Consider the following 12,301-nt stretch of genomic DNA (forward strand, 5'->3'; position numbering starts at 1 on the left):
AGGAACGATGCCAGATACGACGAAGACGCGGAGTGCCGGGCTTGACGCCCTCTTCAACTATCCGCTCATGTCGGCGATCTCGGACAGGCGAACACGACGAATAGCGCGCGGCACTTCGCTTGTCTCCGATGGCCTAAGCCATGTGAGTAACAACGCGCCGGCACCGCTCTCTGCCCTTGAAGAGGCAATCCTGATCGTATCGACCGGGATCACAGGTTCAACCACGCATGATGGTCCGCTCCAGATACCAGGCGGCGGAAATGAGCTTGGTACTCCTTTTGTGAACGCGTTGGGCCGCTCCGCGAGCAGTCCCGATAACTCGCAGGCGACTTCGTTCTTCATGATCAACGATCAGGGCATCTTCCTGATCAAGCGGCTGGAAGGTGAAAAGGCGATCAGTGTGTTGGGCAATCTTCCCCCTAACCGCGCTGACTGGGTTGATGCGGACTGGCTCGCCGTTGCGGAGGCGGTGAAGGTGAAGCTTTATGATCAGCGACTCGAATTTCCTCGTCAATTTCCTTACTATCTGGGCTGGAATAAACAGATATCAAACCGTCCGGGTACGACGGTTTTCTTCCCGGTTGTGGACTGTACACGCGCTTACATCAATATCATTCTCAATCTGTTGTCAGAGCCGGACGGGCAACGTCCCCTGTTCGTCGATGACTGGCAGGCATTCAAGCCTGCGGACGTTGTGGAAGCCGCCGAGTGGGCGGCGGTGGAGATGGGATTTGCCGGTCAGAAGATTCCATATGAAGTGATCGGTGGCCTGTCGCGCGCACAGGATAAATTTGTAAACCCAAACATCGATCTGCCGCTCGGTCTGGCGCCCACATTACGAATCAACTATGAGGCTTTCTTTCAATTGCAGAATCTGATGCTGATCGGACAAGCCATCGGACTAGGTGGATGGGTCCATGCTTCAGTCGCTCCGCCCTATATCCTTGAGCGAGATCCAGCAAAGAACTTTATGGGGCTTGGCTTTCATTTGGCACCCGGCAAAACGTGGCCGGATACCTGCTGGCCGCCCACCCCGGCTTCTCAGCCGAATCCAGTGGGTATCGATGGAGTGCTGCAGGGCCTGTGCCCGCCCTACGTGACTTCCATGAACGACGCGGTCGATCAGTTCCTAGCCGAGAAGTATGGTCCTGGCGGTCTCTATACCGACATCGACATCTTCAAGCGGCCGTATCTCTCGGAAGACATCGCGCAGAACTATCTTCAGAATGCCAGCCATTACTCAGACAAGGCGATTGAGTACACGAAGCAAATCTGCAACTACATCTTCGATACTTATGGGCGTTTCCCTGCGCATGTTGATGCGTTTCATGTTCCGGGTGTCTGGCTTCAGTTCTCACATCTTGAACTCGAATACTACGAACAGTATTACAAGCCGAGCCAATTCGAAAGGCAAAGCCAACACGCGGCGATGTGGGACGAGAAGTAGATGGGAGGATACCTCAACCTGATCGGCGCTAAGTCGAAACGCGAGAGCTAGCGCACCACGCGCGCTCTCACCCTTGCGTCCACTTCACCCTCTACCTTCCCCAAATCCTGTTTCAGCAGCCTTCCACGCTCCACCATCATCTCTCCACCGACGTATACGCGCTCGACCTGCTCTTCGCTGGTCACAAATACGAGCGAAGCGTACGGATCGAACACGACGCCGTAAGCCTTCGGATCGATGAGCAGGAAGTCCCCCATCTTGCCCACCTCCAGTGACCCGATCCGGTCCTTCACGCCGAGCACATCCGAGCTCCCCATGGTGTGCAGTCGCAGAACGTCATAGGGGTTCATTACTCCGGCATTCTCATACTTTGCGCGAATCGCGTAGAGGCCCGTTCTCATGTTCTCGAAAGGATCGGCCAGGTCGGCACTCGCCTCACCATCAACGCCCATGCCGACCCGAATGCCCATCTTCAGGTACAGCGGTATGTCTGCCGTACCCGACGCAAGCCGTCCATTGGACAGCGGATTCCAACTCATCCCCGCGCCTGCCTTCGCCGTATCAGCCAGGATCTGAGAACTGGTATGGATGAAGTGTCCGAAGAACATCCGGTTCGTCACCAGCCCGTTTTTCACAAACCACGGCCACATCTCATCCCGGTCGACGATCTGCGTCTCCGGCTGTTCAAGGTAGTGGCTTTGATTTCCGAGGTCAAACCGCTTCATCAGCGCGGCCTCAAGGACCGCCTGCTGCTCTGTCCCGTCAAAGGCCGTTCCTCCGTTGATCATCACCGACAGCAGCCGTGCCCTCTCAGCCTCAGTCTTGCCATATCCGTGCGCATAGTCGAGGAAGGTCTTCAACCGTTCCTCTGCGATGGGAACCGTATACTCTGGTCCGGCTTTGCCAGGTTCCCAACCGTGCACAAAACGGACGCCTGCATCCATCTCTGCGCGTAGCTCCGCCTCGCTGAAGGATTCTTTATCGCCGGGCGTGTGTCCTCCATAGTTGAAGCTGTAGGTCGACGTGATCCCATGCCTCAGATGATCGAGTCCGCCCTCAAGCGTGAACCAGTAGAGATCCTCAGCCGTGGCCTTGGTCACTGCCTTACCGTAGAGCGCATCAATCCAACCGAGCAGCGTCTGGTCCGCAGCCAGTCCCCGATACGCGCTTTGCCAGAGATGACTGTGTGCCGACACGAACCCCGGTATCACCCACGCCCCTGCCGCATCCACGACCGTGTCCGCGTCGGCGCATGCGGGCGGATCATTCTGCAACACCGCAGTAATCTTTCCTATCCGATCGACTAAGATGCATCCGCTGAAAGGCTCCTTCTGCTCCGTCGCCATGGTTACAAGGTACGCATGCCGGACACTCAGATGAGCCTTCTGTGCCTGCGCTCCACATATTGAACTTCCCATCAGGACCGCAACAAACCATCGCAGAGTAATCGCCATGCCCGTTGATACCCGATCCCTCAGGTCACCACAAGGGAAATGTGCGAAGCTACGCCGAGTGGCACGCATCTCCTCCGGAATACTCTTGCGAGACTTCATCAGGACGCCTAGAGGAACTCCTTACGCTCAGGAATCTTTCTGAGACGCTTGCGCTGGTTGCAAACAGACATGCGGAGGGCAAGTCGACTAAACTGGAAGGGACATGATTCCTACACTTGAATGGACCTCCGAAGGCGTTAATTTTCTCGATCAAACCAAGCTTCCACTGGAGGAGACGTATGTGCTCGCGACCAGTTACGAGGAGGTTGCGACAGTCATCCGCGACATGATCGTTCGGGGGGCTCCGGCGATCGGAGTTTCGGCGGCGATGGGTGTGGCGATTGGGATTGAGCGTAGCAAGGCGACTACCGTTGAGGCGCTGACGGCTGAGGTCGACGTGATCTGTGGGGTACTCGCGGCGACGCGGCCGACTGCGGTTAACCTGTTTTGGGGTATCGGGCGAATCCGCGATCTGTACAACCGGCTGGTGGCTGGCGGTGCGGACCTTGCGATGATCAAGAAGGCAGTCGTCGAAGAGGCCCGTCTAATGTACGACGAAGATATCGCAGCGTGTAAGCAGATGGGTGCCTTCGGAGCAGAGCTGATGCCGCAGCATGGAACGGTGCTGACGCACTGTAATGCTGGTGCGCTGGCGACGTGCGGTTACGGTTCGGCGCTCGGGGTAATTCGCGCGGCAATAGAGCGCGGGCATGATATCGATGTGTTTGCCGACGAGACACGGCCTTTTCTGCAAGGTGCACGGCTGACGGCCTGGGAGTTGATGAAGGACAACATCAAGACGACAGTTCTTTGCGACAACATGGCGGCGTCGCTAATGCAAAAGGGGCGCATTCAGGCGGTAATCGTCGGGGCGGACCGGATTGCGGCGAATGGCGACGTGGCGAACAAAATTGGAACCTATGGTGTGTCCATCCTAGCGAAGGAGCATGGCCTACCGTTCTATGTGGCTGCTCCGTGGTCGACGATCGATGTGGCCACGCTGACGGGCGAGGAAATTCCGATCGAGCAGAGGGCGGCTATGGAAGTGACCCACTCGAACGGCAAGCAGATGACGCCGGACGGCGTTGGAATCGAGAACCCTGCATTTGACGTAACGCCAGCGAGATACGTGACGGCAATTATCACCGAGCGCGGTATTCTGCGGGCACCGTACGGCGACTCGATTCGTGCGATGGCCGAGATGGTTCAACCGGCGTTGGTCTGAGCGGGCCCGGGGTTCTATCGCTGTATTTGATGGGACTTTGCCGGGGTGAATAAGCTGCTTCCTACTTGGCGTGTGCCGCAGCGACGCCAGGGCATGGATTTTCCAGCGAAGCTGCCGTGGGTGCATCCTAAGAGCAGCGTGATTATCGGCTACCTCAATCCGCGTACGCGTTCGCTTGTTCGGGGCAATCTGCTGGTGCTGCTGAGCCTGATGGCGGCGTTTTTTCTCTCGGATTTTCCGCGTGATCGCCCGACGCTCTGGCTTGCACTTCCTTCGGTGCTGGCGATCGTCGGGACGGTCGATACGGTTCGGTGTATGCAACCGAAGTGGAGCTTTTACCATGGCGGCGTGTTGCTCTGCGTGTATATGGATCTGATGGCCGTGTCGATGATTTTGTTCTTCTTTCTTTACCCTTATATGTCCTGGCTGATCTCGTCTCGTTAGGCTATTGGCAGCACGGAACGCCCTTGCACGGGTGCTAAACTGCTGCTACTTCAGCTTTTAGGAGATGGATGATGCTTAAAGGTTTTCGGGATTTTATTCTTCGCGGGAATGTGATCGATCTCGCCGTCGCGGTCATTATCGGAGCCGCTTTCACAGCAATCGTCACAGCACTCGTGACCGATATAATCACTCCGCTCATTTCAGCGATCGTGGGTAAGCCTGACTTTTCTTATCTGATCCTTACGGTAAACGGCGGTAAAGTTCAATACGGCCTCTTTCTGAACGCCGTCATATCGTTCGTGCTGATGGCAGGAGTGGTGTACTTCTTCCTCGTGGTGCCGATCAACTATCTGCTGGCCAGGGTTAAAGGTCCGGCTGCGGTGACGGAGAAGACCTGTGGCGAATGTCTGTCTGAGATCCCCCTGACTGCGAAGCGATGCAAGTTTTGCGCGCAGCCAGTCGCCTGACACTCCCCTCTTTTCAACTTAAATCGATGACCGAGGCACGCCTGTGACTCTTTTTCGCAGGCTTGCCTGCCTTCTGCCGCTTGCCACTGCTGTTGCCAGTGGTCAAGCGACTGCTCCTTCCACCACCTCTGTTTTTGGCTATCGGGACTTCACCCAGCAGGCGAAATGGGATGCCATATTTATGGCGATTCCCGATCCGAAGCTGGCTGGAGAACACCTCAAGACGCTGACGGCGGCACCACACTGGGCGAGCTCGCCTGAGGACTATGCGACTGCTGTTTACGTCGCAGGCAAGTTCAAGGCGGCTGGTCTGAAGACGGAGATTGTGCCTTACCGGGTGCGGATGAATAAGCCGGTAAGCGTGCTGGTGGAGGCATTTGATTCGACGGGCAAGAAGATCCTTTCAGGCCCGACGCCAGAGCATGTCGATCCAGCAAAGGACGGCGGCGACCCGTACCAGGACGACGCGCGTGTGCTGCCGGCATTCAATGGATCTTCACCGTCGGGGGAAGTAACGAGTGACGTCGTCTACGCGAACTACGGCAGCCTTGCCGACTTTAAGAAGCTGGCGGAGCTGGGAGTCAGTGTTCGGGGCAAGATCGTGCTGGTGCGTTATGGGCAGAACTTTCGCGGGGTGAAAGCGTACATCGCACAGCAGTACGGTGCGAAGGGCGTGCTCATCTACTCGGACCCTGCGGACGACGGTTATTTTAAGGGCGACACCTATCCGAAGGGGCCGTATCGGCCTGAGTCGGGGGTGCAGCGTGGGTCCGTCCAGTTCCTGCCGATCTACCCGGGCGATCCCGAGACGCCGGGGATCGCGTCGACGCTCGATCTGCCTGCATCGCGGCGATTGACGCCGGAGAAGATGGCGGCGAGCCAGCCGGATCAGCCGAGTATCCCGGTGAATCCGATCTCGTATAAAGATGCGGGGCCGATCCTGGAGGCGATGGGTGGGCCTGAGTCGCCCCGGGATTGGCAGGGTGCGCTTCCCTTCACCTATCACCTTGGCGGCGACAAGGTGACGGTGCACATGAAGCTGGTACAGGATAGCCAGTTGCGTACGATCTGGGATGTGATCGGCACAATTCCGGGAACGGATACAAAGGCGCAATGGGTGGTGGCGGGAAACCATCGCGACGCCTGGGTCTATGGCGCGGTAGATCCAAATAGCGGGACGGCGGCGATGCTGGAGATGGTCCATGGGCTGGGCACCCTCTTGCAGCAAGGCTGGAAGCCAAGACGAACGATCGTTATTGGAAGCTGGGATGCCGAGGAAGAGGGGCTGATCGGCTCAACCGAGTGGGTGGAGCAGCATGGCGTCGACCTTGCGCGCGCGGTCGCTTACTTCAACACCGATGTGGCGGTTTCCGGGCCGTCGTTCAGTGCAAATGCGGTGCCGTCATTGAAGGAATTTGTGCGCGAGGTCGCCAAAGAGGTGCCGAGTCCGGCTGGCGGAACGGTCTACGACCAATGGAAGGCGGATCAGGAGGAAAAGCATGAGCGGCGCGGCAACAAGAGCCGCTCTACCGTAGGCGGGGAGAATAGCCAGGAGGTGAAGGTCGGAGATCTCGGGTCCGGTTCGGATTACACGCCCTTTCTGCAGCACGCTGGTGTGCCTTCGACGGATATCGGGTCGAGCGGACCGTATGGGGTGTATCACTCGGTCTTCGATAACTACAACTGGTTTATCAAGTTTGCCGATCCGACATTTGTGTATGAACAGCAGCAGGCCCGGGTGTTCGGGCTTGAGGTGCTGCATATGGCCGATGCGGATGTGCTGCCATATGACTACGGATTTTATGGCGAAGAGATCGTCAGCTACCTGGATGCGGCTGAGGACCGTGCGGACAAGGCAAAGCTGGATGTGAACTTCACTGTTGCAGAGACCGCAGCTAGACGCCTTGCGAGTGCCGGGGAGGCAATCCGCACCGTGCAGGAGAATCCTCCCGCCGATGCTGCAGCGCTTAATATTGCCCTTCGAGCGGCAGAAGGTGCGCTCCTAAACCCAGTGGGTTTGCCGATGAGGCCTTGGTACAAGCATTCGATCTATGCGCCGGGAGAGTTTACCGGATATGCGGCGGTGGTCATCCCAGGGGTGAACGAAGGGATCGATGTGCCGGATGCTGCCCGAACGCAAGGGCAGCTTGGTTCGCTGGCTGATGCACTGAATCGGGCGGCGGTGATTCTGGAGACCGCAGCGAAGAAGTAGGTTGCTAGAGCGGGGTATTCAGAACCTGATTAACCTTCGCAATTAAGTCTGCGGCGGTAAACGGTTTGGGGAAGATATCGAACTTGTGGAGGGTGTCGCGGTAGCGCATGCGGTCGTCGTCGATCATACCCCGACCATCAGGACGCGCATTCCCGGACTTTTCGTGCGGAGACAGACCGCGGCCTCATGACCGGCGATGCTGTTGAGATAAGGTCGCATGATCATCAAGTCCGGCTGAACTTGTTTTAGTCGGTCGACTACAACACTGAGACCGGCCGCAGTAATAACATTGAATTGCTGGTCCTCAAGGACTTCCTTGAGGACCATGCGCAAAACCTGATCTGAGCAGACGAGCAGAATTGTTGGGCGGTTATCTCTTGCAATCATGGATTCGCCACCGGTGGTAGATGCTAGTTGCGGAGGGCCATCTGCTCGGTCATGATCTGGGTGAGATCCGGCTTTTTGAGGCCGAACTCTGACTCGTTAAATTTGTCGACCTTGCTGGACCAGTTCATGGAGCAGAACTTCGGACCGCACATGGAGCAGAAGGCGGCTTCCTTATAGTAGTCATCAGGCAGCGTCTCGTCGTGCATACCACGAGCGGTTTCTGGGTCGAGCGACAGGGCGAATTGCTTATCCCAATCGAAGGTGTAGCGAGCGTGGGAGATAGCGTCGTCGCGGTCGCGGGCACCGGGACGATGACGCGCTACATCGGCGGCATGAGCGGCGATCTTGTAGGCGATGATGCCGTCCTTGACGTCCTTCTCGTTGGGCAGGCCAAGGTGCTCCTTCGGAGTAACGTAGCAGAGCATGGCTGCGCCGTGCCAGCCGATCATGGCTGCGCCGATGGCGGAGGTGATGTGATCGTAGCCGGGAGCGATGTCAGTAACGAGTGGACCGAGGACGTAGAACGGAGCGCCGTCGCAAAGCTCGACTTCCTTATCAACCTGAAGCTTGATCTGATCCATCGGAATGTGGCCAGGACCTTCGATCATGACCTGCACGTCGGACTTCCATGCCTGACGGGTAAGTTCCCCGAGGGTCTTGAGTTCGGCAAACTGGGCTTCGTCGGAGGCGTCGGCGAGGCAGCCGGGACGTAGGCCGTCGCCGAGTGAATAGCTGACGTCGTACTTCGCCATGATCTTGGTGATGCGGTCAAAGTTCTCGTAGAGGAAGTTCTGCTTGTGATTGGAAGTCATCCACTGGGCGAGGATGGCGCCACCGCGGCTAACGATGCCGGTGATGCGCTTGGCGACCATGGGAACGTACTCAATGAGGACACCGGCGTGGATGGTGAAGTAGTCGACGCCCTGCTGGGCCTGCTCTTCGATGACCTCGAGGTAGAGGTCGATGTTGAGGTCTTCCACCTTCTTGACGCGGCTCAGCGCTTCGTAGAGCGGCACGGTGCCGATAGGAACGGGTGAGTGACGAATGATTTGTTGACGGATCATCGGGATATCGCCGCCGGTCGAGAGGTCCATCACCGTATCTGCGCCGAAGTGGACGGCGGTGTGGAGTTTGCGAAGCTCTTCGTCGACGTTCGACGTGATGGCAGAGTTGCCGATATTAGCGTTGATCTTGCAGAGCGACTCGACGCCGATGGCCATGGGCTCAAGTTCGGGATGATTGATGTTAGCAGGGATGATCATGGTTCCCTTGGCGATCTCGGAGCGAACGAGTTCAGGGGAGATCTTCTCCTTGTGGGCAACGAAGGCCATCTCTTCCGTAATCTGCCCCAGGCGCGCGAAGTGCATCTGGCTCATGTTCGTGTCGCCGGTGCGTGCGGCTTCGGCCTTGCGCTTGACGATCCACTCCGTGCGAGGAGCAGGTACGGCATAGTCATTTCCGTCTGCGTGGCCGTTGCCGTTTGTCGAAGATCCGTTGCCGTTCGCGTGGCCGTTCATGCTCATGCGCTACTCCTGATGCTAGATTTGTCTCGCACGATTCGGATAGCGCGATGGCTTGAGTATACGCCGGACGGTTGTTCGATGAGAGGTGCCGATGGACAGGATGGATGCTGAATGGATGGTATGTAGATCTTTGCAAAACCTGTTTACTTTGCGCTTGTTTGCAGTTAAATTGCTTTTCATCCTGAACATCCATGCTGCACCTGAGCCACTCATACAGCCGCTTTTTGAGGATTTCAATATGTTGATCCAACGTTCTTTCCGGCTATGCGCAGCGGTCGTCCTGCTTGCATTTGCCTCGGTTACCGCGCACGCAGCGAAGCCTTTTTACGACGCTATCTATGTGTTTGGCGACAGCTTGTGCGATGTGGGGAACATCTATCTTGCAACCAAGGGCGCGGAGCCGATCTCTCCGCCGTATTACAACGGCCGCTTCTCAAACGGTCCGCTTTGGGTGGAGCATGTGGCGAGTTCTCTCGGTTTGCCCATGACGCCCGCACTGGCTGGCGGCACAGACTATGCCTTCGGCGGTGCGCTGGTCACGGCAGCAAAGGTTACGCCCTCAGGGACGATCCCGAGCGTGCCCCAGCAGGTCGCGCTCTACCTGAGTCAGCATGGCGGCAAGGCTGATCCCAAGGCCCTGTACATTCTCGAGGGGGGCGGGAACGACATTCTGGATGCGACGAGTGGATCGCCGCAGAGCTTGGGCTTCCAGATTGCAATCGGTATCGCCGAAAGTGAATTGTTACTGCGCCAGGCTGGAGCGAAGAAGTTCCTGATTTCGACGCTGTTGGATATCGGACAAACACCGGCCGGACAGCTGGATGCAAGCTTTGCAACGGCGGCGAGCGTGGCGACAAACCAGTCGTTGGACATCCTGCTTGGGGCTGAGCAGTTGATCGAGGGAATCCACATTCGGCGAATGGATTTTTTCGGCTTGCTGCATGCCGTTGCTGCCGATGCGACTCACTTTGGCTTCACCAACATCACAGTTCCCTGCCTGAACCCATTTACGAACGCCGTCTGCCTCGATCCGGACCATACACTGTTCTGGGACGCGGAACATCCGACGGTATTCGGACATGCTTTCCTGGCGGTGACTGTCGAGAATGCTCTCCCGGAATAGCCCTGCAAGTCCATCCTGCGCAGGTATGGCTGAATGGACTAAACTGAAGTGGCCATGAGCATTGCATCGAAGAGCCCGATCAAGATCATTCTTGCGACTGTCGCTATTCTCGCCATTGTTGGCTATCTCGCCGTCACCGGCGTTCGGGACAACAAGAGCTACTACGTGACGATTCACGAATTGCACGGCATGGGCGATAAAGCTTACGTGCGTCATCTGCGGGTTGCTGGCAATGTAGCGCCGGGTAGCATCCACAGAGCGGGCGCGAATGCACACTTCGTACTGCTTGAGCAAGGCAACAAACTTGACGTGGTGTACCAGGGTACGGAGCCACCACCGGACACTTTTAAGGACGATGCGCAGGCGCTGGCGGTCGGAACCTATGGACGAGATGGCGTCTTCCATGCGACCCAATTGCAAGCCAAGTGCGCCTCGAAGTATGCGCCTGCCGACCTGAAGCCCCTGAAACCGACTACTGCGGCGAGCGTTGTCCTGCCCGCCACCCGGTAGCCTCTTCTACTTTGCTGTAAGCGCCTTCAGATAAAGATAGTAAAACTGCACGCCGGTGTAGAAGGACTCGGTGCGGAGACGCTCGTCTTTACCGTGGGCGCGGAAGTCGTTGCGATCGATACCCACTCCGCTGATGCCATAGCTGGGGATGCCCGCGGCCATCGTATAGATGCTGTCGCTGGCGCCCGATTCCATCTCGGGGATGATCGGAATACCCGGAAATATCTGGGCGACCACCTGCTTCAATGACTCAACAACATCAGCGCGAACAGGCGGTGGTGGGAGAGCTTTGCGGTCCGGAGCCACGTCAAAGACCTCACCTGCATCAGTCTTATACTTCACGACGAGGCTTGGGTCGGCGAAGATCGCGATCAGCTTCTTGCGGATTTCTTCCTGCGAATGACCGGGCAGAATGCGGCAGTTGACATTCGCCTGGGCCATCGCTGGAAGAGCGTTAGGCGCGTGGCCGCCCTTGAGCATTGTGGCGACGCAGGTGGTTCGAAAGATCGCGTTGTAGGTGGGATCGGTTGCGAGGCGGGCCTCGGCTGCTGTATCGGCTGGTGTTTGCAGGATGGCATGGATGTCTGCTGCCTTCGCGAGTACGAGCTTTGCCATCTCTTCGAGGTAGGCGCGCGTGACAGCGTTGAGCTCGAAGGGGAACGGGCTGCGCTCGAGTCGGACCAGCGCGTTGGCTACGTGATAAATGGCGTTATCGGGAACAGGGAGCGAGCTGTGGCCGCCTGGGTTGGTTGCTGTGATCTCGAAGTCGGCGTAGAGCTTTTCGGTGGCTTCGACGTCCATGCCGACGGGTTTGCCGTTGTCGAGATCGACACCGCCAGCATCTGGGTTGAGGACAAACTCAGCGTCGATGAGGTCATGATGATTCCTGAGCAGCCAATCGACACCGTTCGATTTACCGCCCTCCTCATCGGCGGTAAGGGCAAGGATGATGTCGCGATCGGGGACGTAAGCATCCTTCTTGAGACGGATGAAGTCAGTGACGATGATGGCGTCGGAGTCCTTCATGTCCTGGGTGCCGCGACCGTAAAAGTAGCCATCCTTCTCGATGAATTTGAAGGGGTCGGTGGTCCAATCCTCGCGGCGGGCCTCGACGACGTCGGTGTGGCCGATGATGAGGATGGGCTTGAGGGTGCTTCCGGGCCTACCTCGGTAGCGGACGATCAGGTTGCCCTTCCGTGCGGTCGGCCCGAGGATAACGAGATCGGCTGCGGGAAAGCCGGCGTCAAGGAGGCGTTTGCGCATGGCCTCAGCAACGAGCGTGGTGCTACCAACAGAGTCGCTGGAGTTGATTTCGATCACTTCCTGAAAGATGGAGCGCGCCAGTTGACGGTCCGCCGGGCCGAGTTGCTGCGCGGTCAGCAGGGGCGCAAGGAGGATGACGGCCAGGGCGGGAAACAGGAGCACAGTGCGTCGATTCATGGGAGCGACATCCTTGAGAGGGGTTCGCTT

12 protein-coding genes are annotated in these 12,301 nt (G+C 57.6%); 7 read left to right on the plus strand and 5 right to left on the minus strand.

Features of this window, described 5'->3' with window-relative positions; all coding sequences use genetic code 11:
- Positions 1-7: 7 nt before the first annotated feature.
- Positions 8-1,447, plus strand: a complete 1,440-nt coding sequence (locus tag OHL20_RS01705) for a hypothetical protein (RefSeq protein WP_263381489.1) — start codon at positions 8-10, stop codon at positions 1,445-1,447.
- 47 nt (positions 1,448-1,494) lie between these two features.
- Here the strand turns inward: OHL20_RS01705 and OHL20_RS01710 are convergent, their stop codons facing one another.
- A complete protein-coding gene (locus tag OHL20_RS01710; RefSeq protein WP_263381490.1) occupies positions 1,495-3,000 on the minus strand; it encodes an amidohydrolase family protein in 1,506 nt (501 codons plus the stop codon).
- A gap of 103 nt (positions 3,001-3,103) precedes the next feature.
- Between OHL20_RS01710 and mtnA the strand changes: the two genes are divergently transcribed.
- From mtnA to OHL20_RS01730, 4 genes are all read left to right on the plus strand, one after another.
- Positions 3,104-4,165: an S-methyl-5-thioribose-1-phosphate isomerase gene (gene mtnA / locus OHL20_RS01715; RefSeq protein ID WP_263381491.1), complete on the plus strand. Its 1,062-nt coding sequence runs from the start codon at positions 3,104-3,106 to the stop codon at positions 4,163-4,165.
- 45 nt (positions 4,166-4,210) lie between these two features.
- Positions 4,211-4,609 carry a permease gene (locus OHL20_RS01720; protein WP_263381492.1) on the plus strand — a complete coding sequence of 133 codons (399 nt, stop codon included), beginning with the start codon at positions 4,211-4,213 and terminating at the stop codon, positions 4,607-4,609.
- Between the two features lie 71 nt (positions 4,610-4,680).
- Positions 4,681-5,076 (plus strand): large conductance mechanosensitive channel protein MscL, encoded by a 396-nt coding sequence (gene mscL, locus OHL20_RS01725; RefSeq protein WP_263384926.1) that lies wholly within the window; start codon positions 4,681-4,683, stop codon positions 5,074-5,076.
- A 43-nt stretch (positions 5,077-5,119) separates the two neighbouring features.
- Entirely contained in the window at positions 5,120-7,288 is a 2,169-nt protein-coding gene (locus tag OHL20_RS01730) for a M28 family metallopeptidase (RefSeq protein ID WP_263381493.1), read from the plus strand.
- A gap of 4 nt (positions 7,289-7,292) precedes the next feature.
- Here the strand turns inward: OHL20_RS01730 and OHL20_RS01735 are convergent, their stop codons facing one another.
- The 3 genes from OHL20_RS01735 to thiC are packed head-to-tail and all read right to left on the minus strand — an operon-like array spanning position 7,293 to position 9,192.
- Complete coding sequence (locus tag OHL20_RS01735) at positions 7,293-7,415, minus strand: hypothetical protein (protein WP_263381494.1); 123 nt, start codon at positions 7,413-7,415, stop codon at positions 7,293-7,295.
- Positions 7,412-7,675 carry a response regulator gene (locus OHL20_RS01740; protein ID WP_263381495.1) on the minus strand — a complete coding sequence of 88 codons (264 nt, stop codon included), beginning with the start codon at positions 7,673-7,675 and terminating at the stop codon, positions 7,412-7,414. Before OHL20_RS01740 ends, OHL20_RS01735 begins: the two co-directional genes overlap by 4 nt.
- A 23-nt stretch (positions 7,676-7,698) precedes the next feature.
- The gene (gene thiC, locus OHL20_RS01745; protein ID WP_263384927.1) at positions 7,699-9,192 is read right to left on the minus strand and encodes a phosphomethylpyrimidine synthase ThiC; all 1,494 of its coding nucleotides are present in this window, start codon (positions 9,190-9,192) and stop codon (positions 7,699-7,701) included.
- A gap of 244 nt (positions 9,193-9,436) precedes the next feature.
- On the opposite strand from thiC, the gene OHL20_RS01750 reads away from it, so the two are divergent.
- Positions 9,437-10,321 (plus strand): SGNH/GDSL hydrolase family protein, encoded by an 885-nt coding sequence (locus tag OHL20_RS01750; protein WP_263381496.1) that lies wholly within the window; start codon positions 9,437-9,439, stop codon positions 10,319-10,321.
- Positions 10,322-10,375: 54 nt separating this feature from the next.
- The gene (locus OHL20_RS01755) at positions 10,376-10,831 is read left to right on the plus strand and encodes a cytochrome c maturation protein CcmE (protein WP_263381497.1); all 456 of its coding nucleotides are present in this window, start codon (positions 10,376-10,378) and stop codon (positions 10,829-10,831) included.
- 6 nt (positions 10,832-10,837) lie between these two features.
- Here the strand turns inward: OHL20_RS01755 and OHL20_RS01760 are convergent, their stop codons facing one another.
- On the minus strand, positions 10,838-12,271 hold the full coding sequence (locus tag OHL20_RS01760) for a M20/M25/M40 family metallo-hydrolase (protein ID WP_263381498.1): 1,434 nt from the start codon (positions 12,269-12,271) through the stop codon (positions 10,838-10,840).
- Positions 12,272-12,301: the final 30 nt, after the last annotated feature.

Origin of the sequence: Granulicella arctica, from assembly GCF_025685605.1 — a bacterium.
Taxonomy (GTDB): domain Bacteria; phylum Acidobacteriota; class Terriglobia; order Terriglobales; family Acidobacteriaceae; genus Edaphobacter; species Edaphobacter arcticus.

What these genes read in the sequence shown, in the direction of transcription:
- mtnA (WP_263381491.1), top strand. Translation starts at nt 3,104, where the DNA reads ATGATTCCTACACTTGAATGGACCTCCGAAGGCGTTAATTTTCTCGAT.
- OHL20_RS01735 (WP_263381494.1), bottom strand. Translation starts at nt 7,415, where the DNA reads ATGATCGACGACGACCGCATGCGCTACCGCGACACCCTCCACAAGTTC.
- mscL (WP_263384926.1), top strand. Translation starts at nt 4,681, where the DNA reads ATGCTTAAAGGTTTTCGGGATTTTATTCTTCGCGGGAATGTGATCGAT.
- thiC (WP_263384927.1), bottom strand. Translation starts at nt 9,192, where the DNA reads ATGAACGGCCACGCGAACGGCAACGGATCTTCGACAAACGGCAACGGC.
- OHL20_RS01750 (WP_263381496.1), top strand. Translation starts at nt 9,437, where the DNA reads ATGTTGATCCAACGTTCTTTCCGGCTATGCGCAGCGGTCGTCCTGCTT.
- OHL20_RS01760 (WP_263381498.1), bottom strand. Translation starts at nt 12,271, where the DNA reads ATGAATCGACGCACTGTGCTCCTGTTTCCCGCCCTGGCCGTCATCCTC.
- OHL20_RS01705 (WP_263381489.1), top strand. Translation starts at nt 8, where the DNA reads ATGCCAGATACGACGAAGACGCGGAGTGCCGGGCTTGACGCCCTCTTC.
- OHL20_RS01755 (WP_263381497.1), top strand. Translation starts at nt 10,376, where the DNA reads ATGAGCATTGCATCGAAGAGCCCGATCAAGATCATTCTTGCGACTGTC.
- OHL20_RS01740 (WP_263381495.1), bottom strand. Translation starts at nt 7,675, where the DNA reads ATGATTGCAAGAGATAACCGCCCAACAATTCTGCTCGTCTGCTCAGAT.
- OHL20_RS01710 (WP_263381490.1), bottom strand. Translation starts at nt 3,000, where the DNA reads ATGAAGTCTCGCAAGAGTATTCCGGAGGAGATGCGTGCCACTCGGCGT.